This window comes from Pseudomonas sp. KH_040 (genome assembly GCF_057839305.1).
In genome coordinates, this window is sequence record NZ_CM174487.1 from 3,909,815 (window position 1) to 3,935,266 (window position 25,452).

Genomic DNA, 25,452 nt, shown 5'->3' on the forward strand with positions numbered 1-25,452 from the left:
CTCCGCTGAAAAATCATGCGCCGATAATACATAGATGTCAGCCATAATCAAAAGCGTTGACAGTTTAGATTTCGATCATCATCATAAATGCAGAGGTTACGGCTGCACACACAGACACAAAGCGCTGTTGCTCAGTAGGTTGAACTCCGCCGTAATTTCTGCCTCCTGCATCAACCCTAATCGATTTTTTGAAAAAGAGATGATCCCATGACTACCCGCCCTGCTGTTCTCATCACTGGCGCCTCTACCGGCATTGGCGCGGTTTACGCCGAACGTTTCGCTCAACGCGGACATGATCTGGTGCTGGTCGCCCGCGACCTTGTGCGTCTGGAAACACTCGCCGCGAAACTGCGTAACGAACACAGCGTCGCCGTGGATGTGCTTCAGGCCGACCTGACCCAACTCAGCGATCTGCACACCGTCGAAACGCGCCTGCGCGACGATGCGCGCATTGGCCTCCTCGTCAATAACGCGGGCGCCGCGCAGTCCGGCAACTTCATCGAGCAGAGCACCGACAAAGTGGCCAATCTGGTCGCCCTCAACACCACGGCACTGGTGCGGCTCGCTAGTGCCATCGCTCCCCGTCTGGCGAAGGCCGGTGACGGCGCGATTATCAACATCGGCTCGGTGGTCGGTCTGGCCCCGGAGTTCGGCATGTCGGTCTACGGCGCGACCAAGGCGTTTGTCCTGTTCCTGTCTCAGGGGCTGAGCCTGGAACTGTCGCCACTGGGCGTCTACGTGCAAGCCGTGCTGCCGGCCGCGACGCGTACCGAGATCTGGGATCGCGCGGGCATCGACATCAACACCTTGAGCGAGATCATGGAGGTCACCGATCTGGTCGATGCGGCGCTGGTCGGTTTCGATCGTCGCGAGCCGGTGACCATCCCGCCGCTGCATGAAGGTGAGCGCTGGGATGCCTTGCAAACCGCGCGGCAGGGCCTGCTGGCGCAGATTCGCCAGTCGGCGGTCGCCCAGCGCTATCTGGCGTGAGTGCAATGGCGCAGACGCTTTTCGTCAACGCCGCCAACCAATCGATTTTGGTTGGCGGCACGGCCTTCGCCTATCGAGACCTCGGGCCGAAATCGGCGGAGCCGCTGATCCTGCTCAATCATTGGGGCGCGGTACTCGACCACTGAGGCAATCCGCTCAGGCAATGCAGCCCTTCCCGAAACAGTGAGAGCCGTCCCCACCATGAAAGCTTATTTTATCGATCGCTACGGCAAGCAGAACGGGCGCATTGGCGATGTCTCCGAGCCTGTATCCGGCGCCCATGACGTGCTGATTGATGTACATGCGGCCAGCGTCAACGTACTCGATTCAAAGATTCGCAGCGGCGAATTCAAACTGATTCTGCCGTACTCATTGCCCTTGGTGCTGGGCAACGATTGTGCCGGTGTGGTGATTGAGGTTGGCGCAGCGGTCAAGGGTTTCAAGCCCGGCGACGCGGTGTATGCGCGCGTGCCCGAACAGCGAATCGGCACGTTCGCCGAGCGAATCGCCGTCGAGCAAAACGCCGTGGCGTTAAAGCCCGCCAACCTCAGCATGGAACAAGCCGCCGGCATTCCTTTGGTTGCTCTGACAGCCTGGCAAGCGCTGGTCGACATCGCCCGTTTGCAAAAGGGTCAGAAGGTCTTGATTCACGCCGGTTCCGGCGGTGTCGGAACAATCGCCATTCAACTGGCCAAGCACCTCGGCGCTGTTGTCGCGACCACCACCAGCACCGCGAATGTCAAATGGGTTAAAGCGTTGGGCGCAGACGTGGTGATTGATTACAAACAGCAGCACTTCGAGCGCGAATTGCGCGACTACGACGTGGTGCTGAACAGCCTCGGCTCCGACGTTCTGGAAAACTCGCTCAAGGTACTCAAACCGGGTGGTCAGCTGATTTCCATATCAGGCCCGCCAACTGCCGAGTTCGCAAAGGCGCAAGGCCTGGCCTGGCCGCTGCGGCAAGTCATGCGCTTGTTGAGCCTGAGTATTCGGCGCAAGGCGCGCAAGCAGGATGCCCGTTACAGCTTCCTGTTCATGCGGGCGAGCGGTACACAACTGCAGGAAATCACCACGCTGATTGAAGCCGGTGAAATAAGGCCCGTGCTTGACCGCACCTTCGCCTTCGAGTCAGCGGGCCAAGCCCTGACTTACGTCGAACAGGGCCGTGCGAAAGGCAAGGTAATCGTGCAGATCAAATAGTTGCCTGCCTGTAATCATCTGGCGAAAGACCCATGGATAACGTTGCCTGCGACACCGAAAAGCCCCCCGCCGACGAACCGCAAGACACGGAGAACAAACACTCACCTGAATCTGCGAACCACGAGACGCCCGACCCCAAGCAGCACAACGCGATACTTGGAGTTGCTCCGATCGTATGGCGGCCCTTGATGCTTGAGCCCTAATTGTTCAACGCGCATGAGTTTGCTGGAAAAACACCGGAAGGTTGTGTCACTGGCTAAGTGGCATGTGCCGAAACAGCTGCCCTCACCCTAGCCCTCTCCCCCAGGAGAGGGAACCGATTGGGGGATATTGGCGATGAACGCCGACGTGCAATAGCGCCTGTGAATCCAATATCGCCAAGCATTGCGGATGAACCCATCATCGACGCGATGCATAGGCTCCCTCTCCCCCAAGGAGAGGGAACCGATTGGGGAATATTGGCGATGAGCGCCGACGTGCAATAACGGCTGTGAATCCAATACCACCAAGCATTGCGGATGGACCCGTAATCGACGCGATCTGTCAGGTCGATGCATAGCGCAAGACACCTCGGTCGGCTCCCTCTCCCCCGGGAGAGGGCTGGGGTGAGGGGCAGCCGTTGCAGCTCGGCTTACAAGGTGTAGGAAATCCCAACCTGCACCGTTCGCGGCGCGCCCGGATAGGCGTAGACATTACCAAACGCGCCCTCTTCATAATCCCGGTCAAACAGATTCTTCACGTCAAGATTGAGCCGCACCTTCTCGTTGACCTTATAAAAGCCGAGCAAATCGACAACGGTGTAGCTGTCCATCGAGAACGCAGTATTGGCGGTTTGCCCGGCGCGTTCGTCGACGTACTTGAGTCCGGTACCCAGGCCCAGGCCTTTAAGCGTGCCGTCCTGAAATTCGTAGACGTTGAGCAGGCTGAAGCTGTTTTGCGGAATGTTCATCAGTCGCGTGCCCGAACGGATCACATTGTCTTTGGTCACTTCGGCATCCACGTAGGCGTAGCCGCCGATGACGCGCCATTCAGGAGTCAGGTTGCCGGCGACGTTCAGGTCGAAACCACGGCTGCGTACTTCCCCGGCCGCCACACTGAAGGTCGAGTCCACCGGGTCGGTAGTCAGCACGTTGCGCTTTTCGATCTGATAGATCGCCGCGTCGACGCTCAACTGATGATCCAGCGCTTCCCACTTGACGCCCATTTCGTAGGATTTGCCTTTCTCCGGGGCGAAGCCTCCGCCCACGCGGCTCGCGCCGGTGTTGGGCTTGAACGAGCGCGCAGTGTCGGCGTAGACCGCCAGGGTCTCGGTCAGGTCGTAGGTCACGCCGAGGCGCGGGGTCACCGCGTTGTCGCTGGCCTGCCAGTTTTTTCCGCCCGGCACGTAGGTTTCATAGTCGTGTTCGAAACGCTCGAAACGCGCCCCGGCCAGCACCTTCAGACGCTCGGTCAACGCCACCTGATCCTGGACGAACGCGGCATAGGTCTTGAGGTTTTCCTTGTCGTGGGTCGGGGTGCGAGTCAGCGCCGGGCGCGGCTGACCGTAAACCGGATCGAAGATGTCGATCGGGTAGGCGCCGACCGCGCCGCTGGAGCGCTGAATGATCGACTTGTAGTCGTAATCTTCGTATTCGATGCCGGTCAGCAAGGTGTGCTGCAAGCCGCCGGTACTGAAATGCCCGGTCAGATTGAGCTGGGTGTCCTTGTCGGTCCACTCCAGTTTGCGGTAGTTGAAATTGCGCCCCAGGGTTCGACCGTCATCAGCAATGCCGTTGGCTTCGATCGCATTGCCCTCAAGCGAGCCGTCGAGCCACTGAAAACCACCGCCCAGCGTCCAGTCATCATTGAGCAGATGTTCGAAGCGCAGTTGCGCCATGTTGTTGTCGTTGTGCAATTTGCCGGCGTCTTTCTCGCCGAAAAACGTGTCGCGCGAGGCGGTGCCGATCTGTTTGGCGTAACGCGTCACGCCGCGATCCAGTGGATGATTATTGCGCATGAAATCACCCTCGAAAATCACTCGCGTGGTATCGCTGGCCTGCCAGGTCAGCACTGGCGTGACGCCGTAGCGCTCGGTCTCGACGTGATCGCGAAAGGTATCGCCGCCCTCGCCCACCACGTTCAATCGATAGGCCAGGCGCCCCTCTTCGTCCAGTGGGCCGGAGGCGTCCAGCGTGCCGCGCTTCATGCCTTGATCATTCAACTGACTGCCCAAGGTGACTGTGCGCTCGGCCAACGGCTGCTTGGAAACAACGTTGAAGGTGCCGCCGGGATCGCCACGACCGTAGAGCATCGTCGCCGGCCCGCGCAGCACTTCCAGACGCTCGATGGTGTTGGCGTCGGGCATGTTCGGGTAGCCGCGATTGATCGGGAAACCGTTACGGTAGAACTCGCCAGTGGTGAAGCCGCGCACGGTGAATGTGGTCAATCCCTGCCCGCCGAAATTGTTTGCCCGGCCAACGCCGCCGGCGTAATCCAGTGCGTCTTGCAGACGCGTGGCGCCGAGGTCTTCGACCGCATCCTTGGTCACTACGCTGATCGATTGCGGAGTTTCATGGATTGAGGTGTCGGTGCGCGTGGCACTGGCGGAACGTGTAGCGCGATAACCCTGCACCGGGCCGTCGGCCCGTTCGTAATCCGCTGTACCGACCACGTCGGTCGCCTCCAGCTCTAGCGCTGAGGATGTTGAATCGGCCTGTTCGGCCCACGAGGAAGAAGACAACGCCTGCAGCACGCAAATTGAAAGCAGAGTACGACGCATGAAATGAAAACCTTACGAATAGGCCAGAACGAAGGGTAAAACCGCCAGAACAGCGGCGCGAATGGTATACCAGAGATCGTGTAATTGAAACTTATTCTTATTTGTCATGTTGATCAGGATTCATGACCCGAACTCATGACTCCATCCTGGCAAGGCGCATTATCAGATGCGGTTCAATGGCCTAGGCTCGTAGGCGATATGGCCTGCAAACGCTGGCGCTGAGGCGCCCGGTGTTGTCCGCCAGCCCGCCTGAAGAGGAACTCAGCGATGAAATTCGACACACCGGCCGGCACTAATCCGATCGATCAATTGAACGTCATCGGCCAGCCCGCCGACCGCATCGATGGCAAGTTGAAAACCACCGGGACCGCGCCCTACGCGTATGAACAACATGCCGCAGTGCCCTACCCCGCCTATGGCTATGTGGTCGGCGCCGGGATCGGCAAGGGGCGAATTGCCTCGATCGACTCGACGCAGGCAAGCAACAGTTCCGGGGTGATCGCGATCGTCACCTACGAGAATGCCGGGCCGTTGGCCAAGGGCGAGTTCTATGTCGCGCGCGCCTTGGCCGGCCCGCAGGTGGACCACTATCACCAAGCCGTCGCGATTGTCGTCGCGCAGACATTTGAAGAGGCCCGCGCGGCTGCCAATCTGCTCGAGATCAGCTATGTGGCCGAACCCGGCGCGTTCGATCTGGCTGCCGCCAAGGATTCGGCCACACCGCCCCCACCCGCCGGTTTCGGCCCACCGCCGCAGACGCAGATCGGAGATTTCGAAGGCGCCTTCAACGCCGCACCGATCCAGATCGACCAGCACTACAGCACGCCGGATCAGGCGCACGCGATGATGGAACCCCACGCCACCATCGCCCAGTGGAACGGCAATTCGCTGACGTTGTGGACGTCGATACAGCAGATCAACTGGGGCGTGCGCGATCTGGCCAAGACACTCGGCATGCGCAAAGAAGATATTCGTTTGATATCGCCCTACATCGGCGGCGGTTTCGGCGGCAAAGGCACGATCCTGTGTGACGCGGTGCTGGCGTCGCTGGCGGCACGCCACGCCGGGCGCCCGGTGAAAGTCGCGCTGCCACGTCCGCTGATGTTCAACAATTTGACCCATCGCCCCGCGACGCTTCAGCGCATTCGCATCGGTGCCAGCCGCGAGGGTTTGATCGCTGCCATCGGCCATGAGAGTTGGTCAGGCAACCTGCCCGGGGGCCGGGCCGAAGCCGCGACGGCCTCGACGCGTTTGCTCTACGCTGGCGCCAACCGCATGACCCGCTTGAATCTTGCCGTGCTGGACCTGGCTGAAGGCTCGGCCATGCGCGCGCCGGGGGAAGCACCGGGAATGATGGCGCTGGAAATTGCCATGGATGAACTGGCGGAAAAACTGGCTATCGACCCACTGCAGTTGCGCCTGCTCAACGACACACAGGTCGACCCCGAACAGCCATCGCGTCCGTTCTCGACACGGCAACTCGTCGAGTGTTTACAAACCGGTGCCGAGCAATTCGGCTGGCACCAGCGCAACGCAAGCGCCGGCCAACGTCTGGAGAATGGCTGGCTGATCGGCATCGGTCTGGCGTCTGCCATACGTGGCGCGCCAACCACCGCATCGGCGGCCCGTGTGCGTCTTGATCGGCACGGCACAATCACTGTCGAAACCGACATGACTGATATCGGCACCGGCAGCTACACGATCATTGCGCAGACCGCCGCCGAGATGATGGGTGTGGAACTGGACCGGGTCGAAGTGCACCTTGGCGACTCGCGCTTTCCGGAGTCGTCGGGATCGGGCGGGCAATGGGGGGCGGCGTCGTCAACCGCCGGGGTCTATGCCGCTTGCGTCAAGTTGCGCGAAGCCGCTGCCCGCGCCGTCGGACTTGATCCGCAAACGGCCGAATTTGCCCACGGCGAGGTGCACGATGGTACGCGGCATTTTCCTTTGGCTCACGCGGCGGCCGCAGGCGATCTCGTTGGCGAAGACCGCATGGAATTCGGCGATCTGGCCCAGCGCTTTGCCCAGCAGACCTTTGGCGCACATTTCGCCGAAGTCGCGGTCAACGCGGCGACCGGCGAGATTCGTCTGCGCCGCCAATTGGCGGTCTGCGCAGCGGGGCGGATTCTCAATCCGAAGACCGCGCGCAGCCAAATCATCGGCGGCATGACCATGGGCGCCGGGGCCGCACTGATGGAAGAACTGCAGGTCGACAAGCGCCTTGGTTTTTTCGTCAACCATGACCTCGCCGGTTACGAAGTACCGGTGCACGCCGATATTCCCCATCAGCAGGTGATTTTCCTCGATGAGGTTGATCCCTACGCCACGCCGCTCAAGGCCAAAGGCGTCGGCGAGTTGGGCATCAGTGGCGCCGCAGCGGCCATCGCCAATGCGATTTACAACGCCACCGGCGTGCGCGTGCGCGATTATCCGATCACGCTGGACAAACTTATCACGCACTTGCCGGAGCAGATTTGACGCCCTGTTCAGTCAGCCCGGCGCGCGCTGGCTGAACACTTCCTTGAACACCGGCACGGCGGAAAACGCATTCGGCCATCCGGCATAGAAAGCCAGTTGGGTAATCATTTCCGCCGCTTCGGTCTGGCTCAAACCGTTGTCCATCGCCCGACCCAGGTGATAGCCGACCTGGCCGGTCTGCCCGTTGGCCACCAACGAACTGACCGTGATCAGGCTGCGATCGCGAGGCGCCAGACCTGGCCGCAACCACAGATCGCGGAACAGCGCTTTGGTGGTGAACTCGACCAGCCCCGGCGCCACTGATCCCACCGCCGCATTCACGCGTTCCACGCGATCAGCTTCGCGAGCCTGGTCCAGCGGCAACAACGACGGCGCAACCGGCGCCAGTTGCTCAGCACCGATATTGCGCGCGGTGAACACCTCGCCGGCGATAGGCAGCGCCGCTGCCGCATTGCCCCAGCCGGAATAAAACGCCAGGTGATTGAGCGTTTCGGACAGTTCCAGCGGTGTGACACCGTTGTCCAGTGCGAGGTTGAATTGCGCGGCCATCTCGGCGGTTTGTCCGCGTGCGATCAACACTGCAACGGTTACCAGACTGCGGTCACGGGGTGACAATCCGGGGCGCTTCCATACTTCGCCAAACAACATGGCATCGGTGTTATGAGCCAGTGCCGGGGATACGGCAGCCGCGGCATCGGAGGTCATTGCAGGTGAACGTTTCATGGAGGTCGAACCTTTTTCAGTTGAAGCACAGGCTGTCAGCAACAGTGCGATGGCCGTCAACAGAAGTCGGCGGGAATGGGTGACGTTTCGAACCGGGCGTGCTGCCATCGCTAAGCGCCTGCTGGCGGGATAATCAGCCGCTACGTTAAACCGACGAGGATCCTGCGACTATCGGCGCTGAGCTTCATGAAGTCATGAACACCGTTCATCAATCCGTCTTCTCGATAGAAAGCGAATGGTGCCAAAAACTGGCACTGCCCCGTTATAGAGTCGGCGTCATGTCCACTCTCGGAAGGCGAACCCGACATGTCAGCGAGCTATAAACGTATTCAGTACTCACGCTACGGCGGTCCGGAGGTGATGCACATTGAAGCATTCCCGTTGCCGGCACCCGGCAAGGATGAAGTGCTCGTGCAGGTCAAATGTGCAGCGATCAACCCCATCGACTGGAAGTTGCGCCAGGGCCGGATGAAGCTCATCACCGGCAGAACATTTCCGCGCGCGATGGGCATGGATTTCTCCGGCGTGGTTCTTGCGGTTGGGGCGAGCGTCAGCCGCTTCCGGGTCGGCGACGCGGTTTTCGGGCTATCCCGCTTCAAAGAAAGTGGCGCATTGGGCGAAGCCGTCGTGACCAGGGAGGACTTTCTGGCGAGCAAACCGGATACTCTTTCCTTCGCCGATGCGGCGTGCCTCGGCACACCGGGCATTACCGCGTGGAACGGGTTGATCGACAAGGCCAGACTGCAAGCCGGTCAGCAGGTTTTCATCAATGGTTGCGCGGGGGCAGTCGGCGAAGCGGCGGTGCAGATCGCCCTGATGTCGGGGGCCACGGTATCGGGCAGTTGCAGCGCGTCGGACGTTGCCCGGGCACAGGCGCTGGGGGTATCAACCGTCTACGACTACCGGTTAACGGACCTGACAAGACTGCCGGCGCGCTTCGATGTGGTGTATGACACGGCCGCGACGATGAAGGTCTCGACCGGTATCGGATTGCTGCGTCCGGGCGGCTGTTTGCTTGATCTCAATCCGGGTCCGGGTAAATTCCTGCGTGGCCTGATTGATCGGCGACTGAAACTGGTCATTGGCACACCGCGACACGAAATCCTCGAAACACTGGCCAGTGCCGCCAGTGAGGCACGCTTGAAGATTCGGCTAGGAGAAGTGGTGCCGCTGGACGGCGCCATACAACTGATCCGCGAGCTCGAACAGGGCCGCAAACTCGGCGGCAAAGGTGTCGTCGCCATGGAGCGTTAATGGCCAGAAGTCATCGTCTGTTTGAGCTGATGCAAGCGCTGCGGCGCCATCGTCGTACGGTGTCCGGCAAAGCCTTGGCGGCTGAATTGGGAGTGTCGTTGCGCACGATTCGCCGCGACATCGTCACGCTGCAAGGCATGGGGGCCGAGATCGACGGCGAGCCGGGCCTTGGGTATGTGCTCAAGCCCGGTTTTGTCCTGCCGCCTTTATCGTTCAGCGCCGAGGAAATACAGGCCTTGGTCATCGGTGCGCAATGGGTCAGCCGGCAGACCGACAGCCAACTCGCGGGCGCCGTCAACAATGCCCTGGCGAAAATCAGTGCCGTGCTGCCCGCGCAGATGCGGCCGATCTTCGAAGACGAAACCTTTTACGTGGCCAAGCCGCACAAGCCCGGCACAACCATCGACCTCAGCGAGATTCGTCGGGCGCTGCGCGAGCAGAACAAGCTGCGCATCGCGCTAGCGCTCGAACATGCGGAGGCCGCCGAACACATCATCTGGCCGATCATGTTGGGCTTTATCGAAGGCAAGCGCTGCATCGCGGCGTGGTGCGAAGGCGACAGCCGGTTTCGCGTGATCGATATGGCTGACCTTGCGACGGTGCAGGTGCTTGTCGAACACTACGCGCCTGACCGCCGGCGCTTGATCAAACAATGGCGTGCCGAGGATGTGCGGCCCTGCAACAGTCAGGGCGAGGTGTGTTGAGTCATGTAACCTGGCCCACAACGGCCCCACCGCTCATACCGCCAGCAGTTGTCGGGTCATCGCCATCGAGGTCTGCAACGACTGCCCGGTACGCTGCAATTTGTTCAGCAAACTGGCGCCCAACCACAACTGATACAAGGTTTCCGCCAGATGCCGGGCATCGCCCTGGGGCAGACTGTTTTCAACCTGACCCTGCTCGATACACAGGGTGATGCGCGCCACCACTTGCTCGGCGCCATCGCGCAAGGTCAGGCGCATCGACTCCGACAGGTCGGCGACTTCGGCGCTGAGCTTGACTACCAGACACTCATCGCCATGCCCTTCGAGGGTGCAGCGGTTCTGCCAGCCCTGCCAGTAATCCATCAGCCGCTCATAGGCGCTCAGCCCCGGCAGCGTCAGGCGGCGTTCCATGTCGGCGAGGTAGCCGACGAAATAATCCGCGAGCAACGCCTGGCCGTACAACTCTTTGGATTTGAAGTAGTGATAGAACGAACCCTTGGGCACACCGGCGGTTTGCAGGATTTCGTTGAGGCCGACACTGGTGAAGCCCTTCTCGGCCATCATCCGGTGGCCGGTGTCGAGCAAGTGTTGGCGGGTGTCGTCGTAGGTCGCTTTCATGGGGCGCAAGTTACCAGGCAATAGACCAGTCGTATATTGGGAGGAACGGAAGTTTGCCACACCTGTCGATGAAAAACCGCAGGATAAAAAATTACTAGACGACTGGTCTAATTGGAATCTATGCTGTGCCCCGACAAACGTTTTCTGACCGGTGTGGCCGATGTGCGAATCCTTCGCTCAATCGAAGACACCTGATCGACTCAAGGTGCTCTATGAAAATCCTGATGGTTTTGACTTCCCACGATCAACTCGGCAACACCGGCAAGAAAACCGGTTTCTGGCTGGAAGAGTTCGCCGCCCCCTACTACGCCTTCAAGGACGCCGGCGCCGACGTCACGCTGGTCTCACCGGCCGGTGGCCAGCCGCCGCTGGACCCGAAAAGCGATGAGCCTGATGCCCAGACGGCCGAGACCGATCGCTTCCGCAAAGACTCTGCCGCGCAACAGGCACTCGCCAACACCGGTCGCTTGGCCGACGTCAGCGCAGATGATTTCGATGCGGTGTTTTACCCCGGCGGCCACGGCCCACTGTGGGACCTGGCCGAAGACAAGCAGTCGATCGCATTGATCGAAGCCTTCGACCGCGCCAACAAACCCCACGGTTTTGTCTGCCATGCACCGGGTGTGTTGCGTCACGCCCTCACCGCTGACGGCAAACCGCTGGTCCAGCATCGCCAGGTCACCGGTTTCACCAATGCCGAAGAAGAGGCCGTTGGCCTGACGGACGTGGTGCCGTTCCTGATCGAGGACGAGTTCCAGCGCCTCGGCGGCCATTATTCGAAAGTCGCTGACTGGCAGGTTCATGTAGTCGCCGACGGGCAACTGGTCACCGGCCAGAATCCAGCCAGCTCCGCCGCTGTCGCTGAAAAACTGCTGAAGATGCTGGGCTAAAACTTCGCTTCCAACCTTCCTAACGCCGAGTGCGTCTTGCTCGGCGTTATTTTTTCACCCAATCAATAGTCGACTGGTCTAATAAACGCCAAGACAAGGTAATCCATGAATAGCAGCACGTTCTTCACACCCGCCAAACTCGGCAACCACACCCTGAAAAACCGTATCGTCCTGCCGCCTCTCACCCGCCAGCGCAGCACCCAACCGGGCAACATCGCCAATGAGTTGATGGCCGAGTATTACCAACAACGTGCCGGCGCCGGTCTGCTGGTCACCGAAGGCACGCAGATCGAACCCCGTGGCCAGGGTTATGCGTGGACGCCGGGCATTCATACGCCTGAGCAAATCGCCGGTTGGCGCAAAGTCACCGAGGCGGTGCATGCCGTGGACGGGGTGATTTTCGCCCAGTTGTGGCACGTCGGCCGCGTCTCCCACACCGCACTGCAGCCCGACGGCGCGGCGCCGGTTTCTGCCTCTGCCGTGGCTACCGATCGGGTCAGCGTGTTTATCGAAACTGCGCCCGGTGCCGGTGAACTGGTTCCGCCGTCGGCACCTCGTGCGCTGAGCACCGATGAAGTTCAGGAGTTGGTTCAGCTGTACATCCAGGCGGCGCGCAACGCCATGGACGCGGGTTTCGATGGCATCGAATTGCACTGCGCCAACGGTTATCTGGTGAACCAGTTCATCTCTGCCCACAGCAATTTGCGCGAGGATCAGTACGGCGGTTCGCTGCAAAATCGTCTGCGCTTTCTCAAGGAAGTGGTCGCCGGTGTCGCCGAGTGCATCGGCAAGGAAAAGGTCGGCGTGCGATTTGCGCCGCTGTTCACCACCACCGATGAAGCGCGGACCTATTTGGGCATGGTCGAAGAGGATCCGCACACCACTTACATCGAAGCGATCAAGGTGCTGCAGGACGTGGGCATCGCCTATCTGTCCATCGCCGAAGCCGACTGGGACAACGCGCCGGCGATGCCCCTCACGTTTCGTCAGGCCGTACGCGACACCTTCAGCGGCGCGATCATTTATGCCGGGCGCTACACCGCAGAATCCGGTGCGCAACTGCTCGATTCCGGGCTGGCAGACTTGGTCGCTTTTGGCCGCCCGTTCATGGCCAACCCCGATCTGCCTGCGCGGATTGCCAATGACTGGCCGTTGAATGCGTTGAACCCGGCAACGGTGTATGGCGGCAACGCCGAGGGCTATATCGACTACCCCGTTTATCCCGCCTAAGCCTTTCAAGACACAGTAAACGCTCGCGAAATATCGGGAGCGTTTATCCGAGTCGGAGTGCAAGCCCTTGTGGGAGCGAGCCTGCTCGCGAAAGCGGCGGGTCAGTCACCCAAAATGTTGAATGTGACGACGCCTTCGCGAGCAGGGGGAATGTGAATATTCACCGCACAAAAACCTATACACAGACTACAATCTGTACAACTATCTGGACTTGAGTTTAAACGTCCACTCGGCAGCCTGCTGCTCATTACGCTGAATCCGTGAAATGAACAAAACCCATCGGCTGTGCCTCGTTCTGGGTGACCAGTTATCGTTTGATCTGGCTTCATTGGCAGGTCTGGATCGCGAACAGGATCGTGTGCTGCTGGTCGAGGTCATGGAGGAAGCCACCCATGTTGCCCATCATCCGCAGAAGATCGCGCTGATCTTCAGCGCCATGCGTCACTTCGCTAAAGCCCTGAAAGATCAGGGCCTCCGTGTGCATTACGTGACCCTCGACGACCCGCAAAACAGCGGCTCGGTGCCCGGCGAGTTAAAGCGCTGGCAGGCACTGCTACAGGCCAACGAATTGCACCTGACCGAATGCGGCGACTGGCGTCTGGAGCAATCACTGAAGGATTGTGGCTTGCCGATCCACTGGCATGCCGACAACCGTTTCCTGTGCAGCCGCGACGAATTCCGCGCGTGGGCCGCAGACAAAAAGCAACTGCGCATGGAATTTTTCTACCGCGAGATGCGCCGCAAAAGTCGCCTGTTGCTCAATGGCGATGGCACGCCCGTCGGCGGCGCGTGGAACTTTGATGCCGACAATCGCAAAGCCCTGCCGAAAACCGTCAAGGCGCCCTACCCGGCGGGTTTTACCAACGATGCAATCACCCTCGATGTCCTCACACTGGTCAAGGATCGCTTCGCCAGTCACTACGGCAGCCTGGACGATTTCAACTATCCGGTGACGCACGCCGACGCCCAGGCATTGTGGGCCTACTTTCTCGACTATGGTCTGGCGGGCTTCGGCGATTATCAGGACGCCATGGCCAGCAACGAGCCGTTTCTGTTCCATGCCCGCATCAGCGCTGCGCTCAATATTGGCTTGCTGGACCTGCGCCAACTCTGCAGTGATGTGGAGTCTGCCTACTGGTCCGGCAGCATTGCCCTGAACTCCGCCGAAGGTTTCATTCGCCAACTGATCGGCTGGCGCGAATACGTCCGTGGCGTTTATTGGCTGCACATGCCGGAGTACGCCGAGGGCAATGCCTTCGGTAATACGCGGCGCTTGCCAGAGTTTTACTGGACCGGCGCAACGCAGATGAACTGCATGCGCCAGGCCATCGGCCAAAGCCTCAAACACGCCTACGCCCATCACATTCAGCGCCTGATGGTGACAGGCAATTTCGCCCTGCTCGCCGGTATCGCGCCGAGCCAGATCTGTGAATGGTATCTGGCCATTTACATGGACGCGTTCGACTGGGTCGAGCTGCCCAACACCCTCGGCATGGTCATGCACGCCGATGGCGGTTACCTCGGCTCCAAGCCTTATTGCGCCAGCGGCCAGTACATCAACCGGATGTCCGACTACTGTCGCGACTGTGCCTACTCGGTGCGCGAAACCACGGCTGACAACGCGTGCCCGTTCAACGCGTTGTACTGGCATTTTCTGATGCGCCACGGCGACCTTCTGCGCGGCAATCAGCGCATGGGCATGATGTACAAAAACCTCGACCGCATGCCGCCGGAAAAGCAGCAGGCCTTGTGGCAGCGCGGGCAGAGCTTGCTCGACAGACTGGATCGCGGCGAATCGCTATGAAAGCGCATGCCCCCTTGGCTCGCGTGCAACTTAAACATGACACCCCGGGTCAATGGCTCACAAAGCTTGCAAAGTCGCTGGCTTGAAACACGCCAATTAAACGCAGAGCAACAATAAAGGCATGAGGAGTGGATACCCTGAAACAGCTTACTCGCGAGGAGCTTGAGTCCGAAGTCACGCGCCTGCGTCTGGCCGTCAAAGCGACCTGCGACGCCGTCTGGGACTGGGATCTGAAAACCAATCAGGTCATCTGGAACGACTCGCTGCAACAGGCGTATGGCTACGCGTCAGCAGCCATCGAGCCGACGTGTGACTGGCGGTTTGCGCAGATTCACACGCAGGATCGCGCACGCGTGACGACCTCGATTCGCTCGGCGATTGACGGCTCCGGGACGACCTGGAGCGCTGAGTACCGCTTCCTCTGCCACGATGGTTCGTACGCCGAAGTGCTGGATCGCGGGCACCTGATTCGCAATGCCGATGGCCAGGCCGAACGCATGATCGGGGCGATGCTCGACCTGACCCGCTCGCGCAGTGCCGAAACTGCATTGCGTCGTAGCGAAGAACGTTTCAGCACCATTCTGGAAACCATCGAGGCCGCGTTCGCCATCGTCAAAGTCAAATTCGACGCCAACGACCACCCGATCGACTATTGCTTTGTCGAGGCCAACCCGGCGTTCGAGCGTCAGGCGGGGGTCAACCTGCGGGGCAAATGGGTCACCGAGTTTGCGCCCAACCTGGAGAAGTTCTGGTTCGAAACCTACGGCCATGTGGCCAAGACCGGCGAGCCGGCCAACTTCGAGAACTACGCCAATACCTTCGAACGCTGGTTCGATGTGCGTGCCGTGCGCGTCGGCGACCCGGCCGATCGGCAGATCGCGATCTTCTTCAGCGATGTCACCGAGCGCCGCGACGCGCAGGAGCGTTTGCGCATCAGCGAGGCGGTCGCTCGGGAGAACGTCGAACGCGTGCAACTGGCCCTCGCCGCTGGCGCCATTATCGGTACCTGGCATTGGCACCTGCCCAGCGATCGCTTCAGCGTCGATGAAGCCTTCGCGCGGGTGTTCGACCTCGATCCCGCCTGGGGGCTCGACGGTCTGAGCCTGGAACAAGTAGTGATGACCGTTCACCCGGACGACCGGGAGGGACTGATAACCGCCATCAACGAAGTCAAAGCCCGCGGCGGGGCCTATTCGCACCAGTACCGAGTGCGCGGCGCGGATGGCAAATACACCTGGATTGAAGCCAACGGCCGCGTCGAGTGCGCCGAAGACGGCACGCCTTTGCGCTTTCCCGGCGTGCTCATCGATGTCGAAGACCGGCGCAACGTCGAAGCCGAGCGCGACCGGGTCACCGCTGCGTTAAAGGCCCTCAATGACACACTGGAACAACGGGTCTCGGCGCGCACCGCAGAGCTGATGCAGGCCGAAGAAAAGTTGCGGCAATCGCAGAAAATGGAAGCGGTCGGGCAACTCACCGGCGGTCTGGCGCATGACTTCAACAACCTGCTGGCGGGTATCTGCGCATCCCTTGAGCTGATGGACAAACGCATCGCCCAAGGGCGTCTGAGCGACATCGACAAATACATGCTGATCGCACAAGACGCCGCCAAACGCGCAACGGCCCTGACCCATCGCCTGCTGGCCTTCTCCAGGCGGCAGACACTCGATCCCCGGCCAACGGAAGTCAACGCGCTGATTGCCGGCATGACCGAACTGATCCAGCGCACCGTCGGCCCGAGCATTCGCCTGAAGACGGTCGTCGCCGCCGACCTGTGGCCGGCGCTGGTCGATGCCAGTCAACTGGAAAACACCCTGCTCAACCTGTGCATCAACGCTCGCGACGCGATGCCCGACGGCGGCAGCATCACCGTCGAAACCGCCAATCGCACCCTGGATGCTGAAGCGGCGCGCGTAAGGGAAATGCCCGAAGGGCAATACTTGTGCCTGTCTGTCGCCGACACCGGAACCGGTATGAGTGCGGAAGTGATGGCCAAGGCCTTCGACCCGTTTTTCACCACCAAACCGCTGGGCCAGGGCACGGGGCTGGGGCTGTCGATGATCTACGGTTTCACCAAGCAATCTGGCGGACAGGTGCGGGTGCAATCGACCGTGGGTCAAGGCACCACCATGTGCGTTTACCTGCCGCGCTACCTCGGCGAAACGCAGCGCAATCACGATGACGCGCAAAGCTTGGCAACGCCTCAAACCAAGGCCGGCGAGACCATCCTGATTGTCGACGACGAGCCCACCGTTCGCACGCTGCTCAAAGACGTGCTGAACGACCTTGGCTACAACCTGCTCGAAGCGTGCGACAGCGTTGAGGGCCTGGAAGTATTGCGCTCCAGCGCGCACATCGATTTGCTCATCACCGATGTCGGCTTGCCCGGCGGCATGAACGGCCGACAAATGGCCGATGCAGGCAGGCAGATCAGGCCGAAACTGAAGACGTTGTTTATCACCGGATATGCGGAAAGCTCAGTGATCGGCAACGGTCAACTCGGCCCGGGCATGCAGGTACTGACCAAACCCTTTGTCGTCGACACGCTGGTGTCACGCGTCAGTGGCCTGCTGTCCATCGACGTCGAGTAAGCGCTGCGCTCGGGATGCCATGAACCGGTTGCGCCCCGCTGTTTTCGCTTGATACAGCGCCTGATCGGCTGACTCGATCAAACCGTGCGCAGGGTCCAGGCGTGAACCGCGCGCGGCGGCGATGCCGATGCTCAGGCTCACGCGGGCCACGGGACTGGAGGGGTGAGCAATGTTTGCTTGCTGTAAACGCTCAATGATCAATTGCGCCACCACGGCGGCACCGTCGATGTCGGTGGCGGGCATGATGACCGCGAACTCCTCGCCGCCGTAGCGCGCGACCAGGTCTGACGGTCGCCGCACACATTCATCCAGCACCCTGGCGACGGCTTGCAGACAGGCGTCGCCGGCAACGTGCCCGAGCGCATCATTGAAGCGCTTGAAATAGTCGATATCGATCATCAACAAGGCCAGCGACGAGCCGTCGCGCTGTGCCCGCCGCGCCTCTGTGGCCAGGGTCTGATCAAAGCAACGCCGATTCGCCAAACCGGTCAGCGCATCTTTCATGGCCAACAACTCCAACTGTCGGTTCGAGCCGAGCAATTGCTGCTGAGCGATGCGCAGTTCGCCTTCCACCTGGGTCCGGCGCCGGATATCGAGAATCAAGAACCAGCCAATCAGACCGGTAAGCCCCAACAGCCCCGCCACCACCACCGCCGACAGCAACGCCTCGGTTCGCCAGGCCGCGAGGGCTTCACGCTTGCCGATGGCGACCGTAGTGATCAGTGGCAATTTTTCACTTTTGCGGAAGGCGTAGAGGCGTTCGACGCCATCCAGGCTGGAGGTATAAGAGGCGGTGCCGACCGATTGATCGACCAGGTATTTGGCGTAGATCGGCGACTTGGAAAAGTTGCGGCCCATGTCCTGCTCGCGGAAGGGATAGCGCACCAGCAACGTACCGTCGGTATAGGACAGGCCGATGGCCCCGTCCTGGCCGATGTCGAGTTTGCCGAACAGACGCAGAAAGTTTTCCACGCCAAGGGTCACGGCCACGACCCCGGCAAACTCGCCGCGATCATCATTGAAACGGCGGCTGACGGTGATCACCCATTCCTGATTGGAACGGCTGCGGATCGGAGGCCCGATAAAGGGTTCGCGGCTCGGATCGTCGCGATGATGAATGAAGTAGGCTCGATCAACGCTGCTGGCACCCACCGGAATCGGCCGGTTCGACGACATCAGCCAATGACCATCGCGGTCATAGATAGTGATACCGCTCAGCTGTGGCATCAGCGGTTGCTGGCGGTTGACCAGCGCACTCAGGCGCTGGATCTGCGCGGGGCCACTGCCCTCGGTTTCCAGGCGCTCGACCAGCCCGAGCAACAGCAGCGAACTTTGCCGGACAATGCCTTCGGAATAGGTCTCAAGTGCCTGGGTCAGGTTCAACCCGTGCACGTTGACTTCCTCCAGCGCGCGATCGCGCGAAGACAGCACTTTCCAGATGGTCAGCGACGCCAGGGAGCAGCCGATGACCAGCAACAAGAGGATGACGAGGTGGGTATCACGCTTCACGAAAGTACCTAATGGAAAGTCCGGTTTCCGGTTCCGGCCGTTACTGATTCAAGGCAATAACAGCGGTCGTATGTCCTCGACCGGCGCAAGGATACAAGTAGCGCGTCGAACGTGCAGCAACCGTATGACGGAACGTCGTTTTCAGGCCTTAGGCGTTGTTTCGCAACGACACGGCAGCAGCTTGCAACTTATATTCACGGCCGCAGGTCATTAGGCTTGCTGAGGTTGAATCCATCCGCAAACCTCTAACATTGAAGACACCGCCGTGGCCGCTGACCTCGATCACCGCAACAACCTGTCACTGGACAGCCTGAATTTTTTCCTCGCCGACGTGCGCGACGGTCTCGGTCCCTATCTGGCCATTTACTTACTGGCGGTGCATCACTGGGAGCCGGCCAGCATTGGCCTGGTGATGACCATTGCCGGGGTCGCTGCACTGATCACCCAGACGCCGGCCGGCGCCTGGGTCGACAACAGCCGGCGCAAACGTGCGTTGATTGCGATCGCCGCGCTGCTGGTGACCGGCAGTTGCCTGCTGCTGCCGTTCGTGACGTCCTTCACGTGGGTGGCGTTGACGCAAACCCTGAGTGCGATGGCCGCTTCGATATTCGCCCCGGCCATTTGCGCAATTACCCTGGGCATGACCGGGCCACGAGCGTTCACGCGGCGAACCGGGCGCAACGAAACCTTCAATCATGCCGGCAATGCCTGCGCCGCCCTGCTGGCCGGGGTGTTCGCGTATCTGTTCGGCCCGGTGGCGGTGTTTTATCTGATGGCGGCCATGGCCCTGGCCAGTGTCATTGCCATCGCCTGCGTTTCGCCAGCAGCCATCGACCATGATCTGGCCCGCGGACTGGATCCGGCCGACGCTGGGCATCGTCAGCCTTCCGGTTTGTCGGTGCTGCTGAGCAACCGGCCGCTGTTGCTGTTCGCCATTTGCTGTGCACTGTTCCATCTCGCCAATGCGGCGATGTTGCCGTTGGTGAGTCAAAAACTCGCGCAAGCCAATCTGCAGATGGCCACCCCGCTGACTTCCGCCTGCATCGTCGCGGCGCAATTGGTGATGGTGCCGGCGGCGTTACTGGTCGGGGCGAAAGCCGATCTGTGGGGACGCAAACCGTTACTGCTGGCAGGTTTTCTGATCCTGCCATTGCGCGGTGTGCTCTATACGCTGTCGGACGATGCTTATTGGCTGGTCGCTGTGCAGATGCTCGACGGCGTCGGCGCCGGTCTGTTCGGCGCTTTGTTTCCGATCATGGTCAAAGACCTCACGCAGGGCACCGGACACTTCAACATTAGCCTTGGCGCACTGACCACGGCCTTCGGGCTGGGCGCGGCGTTGAGCAACGGCCTCGCCGGGTTCGTCGTGCAGGAGGCTGGTTACAGCGCGGCGTTTCTGACCCTGGCCGCTATTGCGGCAGTAGCAGTTGTGTTGCTTGGGGTCGGGGTTCCGGAAACCCAGCGCAGCGGTCGTCAGGCTGAAAGCGGATTGGTCGAGGCCAGCACTGAATCCTCTGCGTAATCCATATCCCATCCCGCCCTCTCATCGCCGCCATATCTACTCTGCGCGCCGCGCCAAACGGCCGCGGCGGATGCGCGTGGCGTTAAAAATCCAGATTCAGTGGATCAGGCAAGCAATCCAGAGGAATGCACTTCGGCGCCGAGGCGCTGATCGAGAGAATGTTCGTGCACAGGCTCAGACGAATAAACCCTCAATCGCAAGGACATTCCAGTGAAAGGTTTTTGCTTGGCCTTCGGGCTGCTCTTCAGTACTTTTTCAGCCATGGGAGCCGATATGTCGAACGGCGCAGACAACTTCTACACCAGCGATAAAGTGACCGTGGAAAAGGTCACCTTCAAGAACCAGTACGGAATGAAGGTCGCTGGCAATCTGTTCAGCCTGAAGAACCTTGACCCACAGTCAAAAAATGCCGCGATCATCGTCGGCCACCCGATGGGCGCAGTGAAAGAGCAAAGCGCCAATCTCTACGCGACCAAAATGGCGGAACAGGGTTTCGTCACGCTGTCGTTCGACTTGTCCTTCTGGGGCGAAAGCGAAGGCCTGCCACGCCAGTCGGTTGCGCCGGACATTTATGCCGAAGACTTCAGCGCGGCGGTGGACTTTCTCGGCACTCGCCCACTGGTCGATCGCGAGCGTATCGGTGTTATCGGTATTTGCGGCAGCGGCAGCTTCGCCATCAGCGCCGCCAAGATCGACCCACGTTTGAAGGCGATTGCCACCGTCAGCATGTACGACATGGGTGCTGCCAACCGCAACGGCCTCAAACATTCGCTCACGCCAGCTCAACGCCAATCGATCATTGAACAGGCGGCGCAGCAGCGTGACGCGCAGTCCTGGGGCGGCCCGGTCCGCTACACCGGCGGCACACCGCTCAAACTCACCGGTAATGCCGTGGGGGACGAGTTCTACGATTTCTACCGCACCCCGCGTGGCCAGGTCACCCCGGCCGATGCTTCGCCGCAGACCACCACCATGCCGACGCTGATCAGCAATGTGAAGTTCATGAACTTCTACCCGTTCAATGACATCGAGAGCATCTCCCCGCGCCCGCTGCTGTTCATCGCCGGTGCTCAGGCGCACTCCCGCGAGTTCAGTGAAGACGCGTACCAGCGCGCGGCCGAACCCAAAGAGCTGCTGATCATTCCAGGGGCCGGCCATGTCGACTTGTACGACCGGGTCAACCTGATTCCCTTCGCCAAATTGACCGAGTTCTTCAGCCATAACCTGAAGTAACGCCATCGCAACGCTGCCAGCGCTTTAAAGTGCAGACACGACAAAGCCTGCTTTTCAGGGCAGGCTTTTCGTTTGCAGCACGTCGGCTTACTTCTGCTGTGCGGTCAGCGCCGAGTAGCTGTTCATCAGGTTGCGGTAGTTGGGGATGCGCTGCGACAGCAAATTGCCCAAGCCTTCAATGTCGTTGCGCCAGTCGCGGTGCAGCTCACAGGCCACCGAGAACCAGTTCATCATCTGCGCACCGGCTTGAGTCATGCGGCTCCACGCGGCTTGTTGCACGGTGGTGTTGAAGGTGCCGGACGCATCAGTCACCACAAACACATCAAACCCTTCCGCCAGCGCCGACAAGGTCGGGAACGCTACACACACATCCGTGACCACACCGGCAATGATGATCTGCTTGCGCCCGGTGGCCTTGATCGCTTTGACGAAGTCTTCGTTGTCCCAGGCGTTGATCTGACCTGGGCGAGCGATGTACGGCGCATCCGGGAACATCTCTTTCAATTCCGGCACCAGCGGGCCGTTCGGGCCTTGTTCGAAACTGGTGGTGAGGATGGTCGGCAGTTCGAAGAACTTGGCCAGATCGGCCAGGGCCAGCACGTTATTCTTGAATTCGTTGGGCGAGAAGTCCTGCACCAGGGAAATCAGGCCGGTCTGGTGGTCGACCAGCAGCACGATAGCGTCATCTTTGTTCAGGCGGTTGTAGGTTGGAGTGGTCATGATGGGCGTCCCTTTTCAATGTTGGAAAGTTGTTGTTGCGTTCAAGTTGTGTACAGGTTACTGACGCATCGAAAGGGGATAAATCGGTTCAAACGCGTTTCACCGTCAACCTGAACAGGACAATTCAGCGACGGTGTTCTCTTCGCTCCCGCATTGAAGCCAGCAAAATCAGGGTTATTAGCTAATAACACCTTCATTAAACAGAAGCTCAAACGTTGTACTAGGATAGGATCCAAGTCTGCGGTATTTCGTCGACCAAGGAGATCGTCGACAGTGCTGCAGACGTTTTTGAATTAACGCCTCTCAGGGATGACACGCATATGAATTCACACTTGTTCCCCCACATCGGCAAGGTCATCGCCAGCACCGGCAGCCGGCACTTTCCGCGCATGCTGCATGACCTGATCCTGACGCAACTGGCGGTAGACGCCACGCACATCCGGCAGATGCGTGTCGAACCGGTGAGCCGCGCGTCGAGCCGCAGTGAGCCGGAGCCACTGAAAGAGCCGGCCCTGCTCGCCGAAACGGTGTTTTCCGAACACAGTGCGGCGGCCCACCACTTACAGAATCCGCCGGCTGCGACCAGCGCGGACGCCTCGCAACTGCACCTGACCCGGCGCAAGGATGGCTACCGCTACGTGATTTCGGTATACCGCAACGGCGAGTCGCAGCGCTTTTCCGCGCAAGAGCGCAGCCTGTTGCAGGACATCTCCCCGGTACTGCTGCCGATGGTGGAAAAACACATCAACGCCCTGCAACCGGCCACCCTTGAACCGCAAACCCCGTCCGAAGCAGCCGAAGGCAGCGGCCTGGAAACCTTGCGCCTACGCTTCGACGAGCGCCTGGAGCAACTGGGGCTGAGCCTGTCCAACCGCGAAACCGAAGTGTGTGTCGGCCTGCTCGCCGGCCGCACGGCGCCGGAACTGGCCGAGCAGTTGGCGCTGAAGGTCAACACCGTGGAGAGTTATCTGAAACGGGCGGCGATCAAGTTGGGCATCAGTGGGCGGCATTCGTTGATGCGCTGGATGTATTCGCCGTTGGAGACGTTGGGATCGAGTGCGGCGTGATAAACGTGGGTTTTGTGCACGGCTCTGGATCGCTACCCCCTCACCCCAGCCCTCTCCCCCAAGGGCGCGAGGGGGAAAGGGAGCAGATTTGTGTAGTTTTCGAGCCTGAGTTCGACGCGATTTCCAGGTCGGCGCACCTCGAAAGAACACCGCGGTCAGTCCCCTCTCCCTCCGGGAGAGGGTTAGGGTGAGGGCCGCTCTCAATCCCGCGCCAATGCCTCAATCGGATCAAGCCGTGAAGCATTCCGTGCCGGCACAAACCCGAACACAATCCCGATCAACGTCGAACACACCACCGCCGTCAGCACCGACGCCAGCGAAAACACCATCTCCCATTCCTTGATAAACACCGAAAACAAATGCCCGATCGCATACGACAGGGATATCCCGATCGCTCCGCCCAACAGACACACCATCACCGCCTCCACCAGAAACTGCTGACGAATGTCCGACTGCCGCGCCCCCACCGCCATGCGAATACCAATCTCGCGAGTGCGTTCGGTCACCGACACCAGCATGATGTTCATCACTCCGATGCCGCCGACCACCAGGGAAATCACTGCAATCAGCGACAGTAGCAATGCCAGCGAACGGCTGGTTTTCTGCACGGTCTGCAAGACGCTGTCGAGGTTGTTGGTGAAGAAATCCTTGGTACCGTGGCGTTGCAACAACAGTTGAGTAACGTGCTCTTCCACGACTTTGCTCGGCTGGCCGTCCTTCATGCGCACGCTGATGCTGTCCAGATAACGCTGGCCCAATACCCGCCCGGCCGCCGTTTCATAAGGCACCCAGACATTCAGGGTCTTGCCCGAGGCGAACAGGCTTTTATCCTGCGCGGCCACGCCGATCACCGTGCACGGCAGGTTGCCGATCAGGATCACCTGCCCCAACGGATCCACGTCTTGCCCGAACAAACGCTGGCGGGTGTTGTGATCGATGACCACCACCTGCGCCTGGCGCCGCGCATCGCTTTCGCTGAACGGGATGCCCGCAGCCATTTTGATCCCGCGCACTTTGAAGTACTGATCGCTGACGCCGTTGACTTGGGCGTCGAGGTCGATATTACGATAGCGCAGCAATAGGCTGCGGCCGATCATTGGCGTGGCGCTGTCGACGTAATACAGCTGATTCAGCGCGGTGACATCGGCCGGCGTCAGGGTTTCGATGGCCGCTGCACGTTTGTCGCCGTAACTGCTGCCGGGATAGACATCAATGGTGTTGCTGCCGATGGCGGCGATGTCCTTGAGCACGTAGTTCTTCGCGCCCTCGCCGACCGCCGAGATCGACACCACGGAAGTAATGCCGATGACGATGCCGAGCATGGTCAGCAAGGTGCGCATGCGATGGGAAATCAACGCCACCCAGGCCATGGCGAACGCTTCTTTGAACAGCCCGAGGCTGGCGACCAGGCGCCGTGACGCAGCCGCTTTCGGTGCCACCGGTTCTTCGCTGAGCAGGTGCGTGGTGTCGCGCTCGTTGGTGCGGTCGCTGAGGATTTCGCCGTCGCTGACTTCGATGATGCGCTCGGCGTTGGCGGCGACTTTCGGGTCGTGGGTCACCAGAATCACCGTATGCCCCGCCGCGTGCAGCTCCAGCAGGATGCGCATGACCTCCTTGCCGCTGGCCGTGTCGAGTGCGCCGGTCGGCTCGTCGGCGAGGATCACTTCGCCGCCGTTCATCAAGGCGCGGGCGATACTCACCCGCTGCTGCTGACCGCCGGAGAGCTGGCTCGGCCGATGCGTCAAATGCCCTTCCAGACCCAGTCGCGCCAACAACTCGCGGGCGCGGGCGTGGCGCTGAAGCTGCGGCGTCCCGGCGTAAATCGCCGGCATCTCGACGTTGTGCATCGCGCTCAAATGCGGCAGCAAGTGGTAGCGCTGGAATATGAAACCGAAGTAGTCGCGGCGCAGTTCGGCCAAGGCCTGATTGTCCAGATCGCGGGTTTCCTGGCCGTTGATCTTGTAGCTGCCGGCAGTGGCGTAATCAAGGCAGCCGAGGATGTTCATCAGGGTCGATTTGCCCGAGCCCGAGGCGCCAATGATCGCGACCATTTCCCCGGCATTGATCGTCAGATTGATGTTGTTCAGCGCGAGAAATTCGCGGTCACCGGCGGTGAAACTGCGGGTGATACCGGTGAGCTGTAGCAGTGGCTCGGTCATGC

18 protein-coding genes and 1 pseudogene are annotated in these 25,452 nt (G+C 60.4%); 13 read left to right on the forward strand and 6 right to left on the reverse strand.

What is annotated here, in order from left to right; all coding sequences use genetic code 11:
- Window positions 1–207: 207 nt before the first annotated feature.
- From AC3IUF_RS17430 to AC3IUF_RS17440, 3 genes and pseudogenes are all read left to right on the forward strand, one after another.
- Window positions 208–990, forward strand: coding sequence for an SDR family NAD(P)-dependent oxidoreductase (locus AC3IUF_RS17430; RefSeq protein ID WP_489278787.1), 783 nt, complete (start codon window positions 208–210; stop codon window positions 988–990).
- A gap of 5 nt (window positions 991–995) precedes the next feature.
- Window positions 996–1,133, forward strand: a pseudogene (locus tag AC3IUF_RS17435) (alpha/beta fold hydrolase); the annotation flags it as partial.
- A 58-nt stretch (window positions 1,134–1,191) separates the two neighbouring features.
- Complete coding sequence (locus AC3IUF_RS17440; protein ID WP_489278788.1) at window positions 1,192–2,190, forward strand: NADP-dependent oxidoreductase; 999 nt, start codon at window positions 1,192–1,194, stop codon at window positions 2,188–2,190.
- Between the two features lie 631 nt (window positions 2,191–2,821).
- Here the strand turns inward: AC3IUF_RS17440 and AC3IUF_RS17445 are convergent.
- Window positions 2,822–4,948 (reverse strand): TonB-dependent siderophore receptor, encoded by a 2,127-nt coding sequence (locus AC3IUF_RS17445; protein ID WP_095111879.1) that lies wholly within the window; start codon window positions 4,946–4,948, stop codon window positions 2,822–2,824.
- 267 nt (window positions 4,949–5,215) lie between these two features.
- Here AC3IUF_RS17445 and paoC point away from each other — a divergent pair, with 267 nt between their 5' ends.
- Window positions 5,216–7,426 (forward strand): aldehyde oxidoreductase molybdenum-binding subunit PaoC, encoded by a 2,211-nt coding sequence (paoC, locus tag AC3IUF_RS17450; RefSeq protein ID WP_489278789.1) that lies wholly within the window; start codon window positions 5,216–5,218, stop codon window positions 7,424–7,426.
- A gap of 12 nt (window positions 7,427–7,438) precedes the next feature.
- On the opposite strand, the gene AC3IUF_RS17455 is transcribed toward paoC, so the two are convergent.
- A complete protein-coding gene (locus tag AC3IUF_RS17455) occupies window positions 7,439–8,149 on the reverse strand; it encodes a carboxymuconolactone decarboxylase family protein (RefSeq protein ID WP_414915941.1) in 711 nt (236 codons plus the stop codon).
- 306 nt (window positions 8,150–8,455) lie between these two features.
- Here AC3IUF_RS17455 and AC3IUF_RS17460 point away from each other — a divergent pair, with 306 nt between their 5' ends.
- Window positions 8,456–9,403 (forward strand): NAD(P)-dependent alcohol dehydrogenase, encoded by a 948-nt coding sequence (locus AC3IUF_RS17460; RefSeq protein ID WP_489278791.1) that lies wholly within the window; start codon window positions 8,456–8,458, stop codon window positions 9,401–9,403.
- The gene (locus AC3IUF_RS17465) at window positions 9,403–10,107 is read left to right on the forward strand and encodes a helix-turn-helix transcriptional regulator (RefSeq protein ID WP_102899148.1); all 705 of its coding nucleotides are present in this window, start codon (window positions 9,403–9,405) and stop codon (window positions 10,105–10,107) included. The genes AC3IUF_RS17460 and AC3IUF_RS17465 overlap by 1 nt, the downstream gene beginning before the upstream one ends.
- 33 nt (window positions 10,108–10,140) lie before the next feature.
- Here AC3IUF_RS17465 and AC3IUF_RS17470 read toward each other — a convergent pair whose 3' ends face one another.
- Entirely contained in the window at window positions 10,141–10,725 is a 585-nt protein-coding gene (locus AC3IUF_RS17470; RefSeq protein WP_489278793.1) for a TetR/AcrR family transcriptional regulator, read from the reverse strand.
- 212 nt (window positions 10,726–10,937) lie between these two features.
- Here AC3IUF_RS17470 and AC3IUF_RS17475 point away from each other — a divergent pair, with 212 nt between their 5' ends.
- From AC3IUF_RS17475 to AC3IUF_RS17490, 4 genes are all read left to right on the forward strand, one after another.
- Window positions 10,938–11,615, forward strand: a complete 678-nt coding sequence (locus tag AC3IUF_RS17475; RefSeq protein ID WP_489278795.1) for a type 1 glutamine amidotransferase domain-containing protein — start codon at window positions 10,938–10,940, stop codon at window positions 11,613–11,615.
- A gap of 105 nt (window positions 11,616–11,720) precedes the next feature.
- Entirely contained in the window at window positions 11,721–12,845 is a 1,125-nt protein-coding gene (locus AC3IUF_RS17480) for an alkene reductase (protein WP_447785902.1), read from the forward strand.
- 265 nt (window positions 12,846–13,110) lie between these two features.
- Window positions 13,111–14,649, forward strand: coding sequence for a cryptochrome/photolyase family protein (locus AC3IUF_RS17485; RefSeq protein ID WP_489278797.1), 1,539 nt, complete (start codon window positions 13,111–13,113; stop codon window positions 14,647–14,649).
- Window positions 14,650–14,777: 128 nt separating this feature from the next.
- A complete protein-coding gene (locus AC3IUF_RS17490; RefSeq protein WP_489278798.1) occupies window positions 14,778–17,240 on the forward strand; it encodes a PAS domain-containing protein in 2,463 nt (820 codons plus the stop codon).
- Here the strand turns inward: AC3IUF_RS17490 and AC3IUF_RS17495 are convergent.
- Window positions 17,202–18,749: a sensor domain-containing diguanylate cyclase gene (locus AC3IUF_RS17495; RefSeq protein WP_489278800.1), complete on the reverse strand. Its 1,548-nt coding sequence runs from the start codon at window positions 18,747–18,749 to the stop codon at window positions 17,202–17,204. The two genes, AC3IUF_RS17490 and AC3IUF_RS17495, sit on opposite strands and share 39 nt — an antisense overlap.
- 265 nt (window positions 18,750–19,014) lie before the next feature.
- On the opposite strand from AC3IUF_RS17495, the gene AC3IUF_RS17500 reads away from it, so the two are divergent.
- Window positions 19,015–20,271 (forward strand): MFS transporter, encoded by a 1,257-nt coding sequence (locus AC3IUF_RS17500; protein WP_489278802.1) that lies wholly within the window; start codon window positions 19,015–19,017, stop codon window positions 20,269–20,271.
- A gap of 210 nt (window positions 20,272–20,481) precedes the next feature.
- Window positions 20,482–21,504 (forward strand): alpha/beta hydrolase, encoded by a 1,023-nt coding sequence (locus tag AC3IUF_RS17505; protein ID WP_489278804.1) that lies wholly within the window; start codon window positions 20,482–20,484, stop codon window positions 21,502–21,504.
- An 87-nt stretch (window positions 21,505–21,591) separates the two neighbouring features.
- On the opposite strand, the gene ycaC is transcribed toward AC3IUF_RS17505, so the two are convergent.
- Window positions 21,592–22,224, reverse strand: a complete 633-nt coding sequence (gene ycaC, locus AC3IUF_RS17510) for an isochorismate family cysteine hydrolase YcaC (protein ID WP_007916011.1) — start codon at window positions 22,222–22,224, stop codon at window positions 21,592–21,594.
- Between the two features lie 320 nt (window positions 22,225–22,544).
- Here ycaC and AC3IUF_RS17515 point away from each other — a divergent pair, with 320 nt between their 5' ends.
- Window positions 22,545–23,291 (forward strand): response regulator transcription factor, encoded by a 747-nt coding sequence (locus tag AC3IUF_RS17515; protein ID WP_414915934.1) that lies wholly within the window; start codon window positions 22,545–22,547, stop codon window positions 23,289–23,291.
- 200 nt (window positions 23,292–23,491) lie between these two features.
- Here AC3IUF_RS17515 and AC3IUF_RS17520 read toward each other — a convergent pair whose 3' ends face one another.
- The gene (locus tag AC3IUF_RS17520; RefSeq protein ID WP_007915988.1) at window positions 23,492–25,450 is read right to left on the reverse strand and encodes a MacB family efflux pump subunit; all 1,959 of its coding nucleotides are present in this window, start codon (window positions 25,448–25,450) and stop codon (window positions 23,492–23,494) included.
- Window positions 25,451–25,452 lie beyond the last annotated feature (2 nt).